The organism is Intestinibacter sp., from assembly GCF_051866655.1.
In the GTDB taxonomy this organism is placed as follows: Bacteria; Bacillota; Clostridia; order Peptostreptococcales; family Peptostreptococcaceae; genus Intestinibacter.
The window spans coordinates 1-3,703 of record NZ_JBJDXL010000157.1 but is presented as its reverse complement, the minus strand read 5'-3'; the positions used below and the strand labels follow the sequence as shown (position 1 = coordinate 3,703).

Here is a 3,703-nt window from a genome sequence, read left to right as displayed (position 1 = left end):
GGTGAAAATTGGTTGATTTATTTCCTGAAAAAATTAGATACTTATAATCCAAAGGAGATCATAGACAGGATAATTAACAGAGCTATAGAGCTACAACTTAATAATATTGAAGATGATATGACAGTCATGGTAACTAAGATAAATAGGTTAGAATAAGACTGTTTTTAATAAAAATTGAACGTGTTCCGAGTTATCTACAGGTTGTGTGTAAAACTTGCTGATAACTGTTAATAAATAGATTAAAAATGTTGATAAGTAAAAAAATAATTCACAATTAGGTAATAAGTACACAAGCATGCAAGAGTTGGAAAAACTCAATTATAAAGTCGGAAAACGCTTGTTGATATGTTGATAAGATTGTGGATAACTTAATTATAAACTGTATAACTAATAAAAACTGAATAATAAAATAAAAAAAAGTCATCCTAATATTAAGTAATTATAAGAAAGGATGACTTTTTATGAGCAAAAAGTTAAATTTGATAGCTATTATAATATTTTCGTTGATTTTTACAACAGGTGTTTTTTATAAAATAAATAAATTTGAGCGAAACGAAGATATATATGCACAGGCTGCTTCTATTTCTGATGATCAGGAAAGTCAAAAGAATAGTGAAGAGCAATCTAATTATAAATCTGTGACTTGGAATCTACAGAATTTATTCAAATCAGATGATGCTTGGGAAAGGGAATTAGCCAAGTTTGAAAATGATATTAAAGAGCTAGAAAACTATGTTGGTAAAGTCACTAAGTCGAAAATACATTTCATATCAGCTCTTAAAATAAAGGAAAAATTGGATATAAGAATAGATAAATTGTATGCTTATGCAAAGCTAAAAAGGGATATAAATAAAGACTCTTACAAATGTTTAGATATGATAGATAAAGTAAATAAAGTAGATTCTAAATATAGCAAAATAAGCTCTGACTTAGAATTAGAAATACTTAAATTATCCGATGCTACATATAATAAATATCTAAAAAACAGTAAAGTAAATAAAAAATACAAAACGTATTTAGAAGAAATACGAAAAAGTAAGGACCATTATTTAGATGAAAAATCAGAGAATATACTTAGTAAGCTAGGAAATATAGCTTCATTGCCTTCGAATATATACGATTTATTTAGCAATATGGATAAAAGTAGTGAAAATTCTCCATCTGAGTATTCTAGTAAAATTAAATCAACAGATAGAGAAGCTAGAAAAGAAGCTTATACAAATGAATTTATACCTTATAACGATAATATAAATACTTTGTCAGGTTTACTAATAGGTCAAGTGAATAAAAATGTATTTTATTCTAACGTGAGAAATTATAAATCAAGCTTAGATATGTACTTAAGTAATGATGAAGTCGATTCTAAAATATACAATAATTTAATAGATACAGTAAGTAAAAATAAAAATAGTCTGCATAAATACGTTTCTTTGAGGAAAAAATTATTAAACGTAGATAAGGTTCATTACTACGATATGTTTGTGCCGATAGCTCAGCCTGATAATAGTGATATAGATTATGGAGAAGCTATCTCATTGACTTACTCAGCGCTTTCGCCATTAGGTAAGGAGTATGAAGATATAATTTATAAAGCTTTTAATGAGAACTGGATAGATGTTTATTCTGATAAGAAAAAGGTAGGAGGTGGATATTGTTTATCTGTATATAATAATCATCCATATATACTGCTTAATTACGATAATTCGCTGGATTCAGTATCTACTTTAGTACATGAGCTTGGACATGGAGTTTATGGGTACTTAAGTGAGAAAAATCAAAGCTACTATAATTCAAAACCATCGATATTAACTCATGAGATTGCATCAACTACAAATGAGGTATTACTATATGAATTTTTAATAAAAAATGCAGGTGATAATAATCAAAAGGCATACTATATATCTCAATATTTAGATTTTATAAAAGACACATTATACACACAAACTATGTATGCTGAATTTGAAAGAGAAATCCATAAATTAGTTGAAAATAATCAAAGTGTAAATACGTTGGTATTAAATGATCTTTGGTCACAACTATTAAAAAAATACTATGGAAATGATTTTGAGGTGGATGATCTTTCTATGATTGGCTGGTCTAGGATACCACATTTTTATAATAGCTTTTATGTGTATAAATACGCTACAGGGTGTAGTAGTGCCATTAGCTTTTCTCATGATATATTAAATAATGGCCCTGAAAATTATATAAATTTCTTAAAAAAGGGTAGCTCTGATAAACCGATAAGCCTGTTAAAATCCAGTGGCGTTGATTTAGCTAGTGAAAAATCAATACAAACGACAATAGATAAATTTAATAAGTTACTAGATGAACTAGAGAAGTTGACTGTAAATTAAAGTGACAAAAATATATTATTACGGTAGAATAGTATGTAAATGTGAAAGTTTATTTAATAATAAATTCAAGAAATATTTTGTATAGGATTAATTTTGGAGGGAGAAGAGGCTATATGCAAAGGAAAATAAAAAAGGCTGTAATACCAGCTGCAGGACTAGGTACAAGATTTTTACCAGCAACTAAGGCACAACCAAAAGAAATGTTACCAATAGTCGATAAACCAACTTTACAATATATAATAGAAGAAGCAGTCGAATCAGGAATAGAAGAAATACTTATAATCACAGGTAAAAATAAAAAATCTATAGAAGACCATTTTGATAAATCAGTTGAGTTAGAATTAGAATTAGAACAAAAAGGTAAGACAGAATTACTAGAAATCGTTAGAGATATATCTAAAATGATTAATATATACTATATAAGACAAAAAGAACCTAGAGGACTAGGTGATGCTATTTACTGTGCAAGAAGTTTCATAGGGGATGAACCTTTTGCAGTAATGTTAGGAGACGATATAGTAGATAATGATGTTCCATGCTTGAAACAACTGATGTCAGCATATGAAGAGTATAGAACAACTATATTAGGTGTACAAGCTGTTCCGCCAGAGGATGCAAATAAATATGGAATAATCGATGCAAGATATATAGAAGACGGTGTTTACAAAGTTAAGGATCTAGTGGAAAAACCAGAACCAGGAAAGCAACCATCTAACATAGCAATATTAGGTAGATATATAATAACTCCAGAAATATTTGAAATTCTTGAAAATCAAGAACCAGGAAAGGGTGGAGAGGTTCAATTAACAGATGCATTAAAAACTCTATCAAAGAAAGAAGCTATGTATGCATATGAGTTTAAAGGAAGAAGATATGATGTTGGAGATAAGTTAGGATTTTTAGAGGCTACAGTAGATTTTGCTTTAAAAAGACCTGAGCTTAATCAACCATTTATGGAATATCTAAAGAAGGTATGTAGTGGATCAACTTTTGAAAAGGAAGTAGCAGCAGCTGGAGATTCAAATGTTGATAACGATAATGCTGAAAAATAGAAAGAGGTAAAAAAATTGGCTAAAAGTAGACAAGCTAAAATGAATAAAATAATTGCCATTGGAATAGCAGTAGTATTGATTGTAACAAGTATTACTACTTTGATAAGTGTTATTTCATGGTATTTATAAAAAATGCAAGATAGAGGTCATCGCGTAAATATGTGCGGTGGCCTTTTCTATTTTTTTATTTTCTAGGAAATGCTTTTTTGTTATTTGTAAATGTTTTCTATTAAAAAAAATTAAAGGAAACCGTATTTATTAAAATTAAATAGTAGACATTAAAAGTAAATAATG

At 28.3% G+C, this 3,703-nt stretch carries 2 protein-coding genes; both read left to right on the top strand.

Translation table 11 applies throughout. The features are described 5' to 3' along the window. Positions 1-461: 461 nt before the first annotated feature. Positions 462-2,357: an oligoendopeptidase F gene (gene pepF / locus ACI3VO_RS04550; protein ID WP_439756785.1), complete on the top strand. Its 1,896-nt coding sequence runs from the start codon at positions 462-464 to the stop codon at positions 2,355-2,357. Between the two features lie 113 nt (positions 2,358-2,470). Continuing rightward, positions 2,471-3,409, top strand: coding sequence for a UTP--glucose-1-phosphate uridylyltransferase GalU (gene galU / locus ACI3VO_RS04545; RefSeq protein WP_439756784.1), 939 nt, complete (start codon positions 2,471-2,473; stop codon positions 3,407-3,409). The last annotated feature ends 294 nt before the right edge of the window (positions 3,410-3,703 follow it).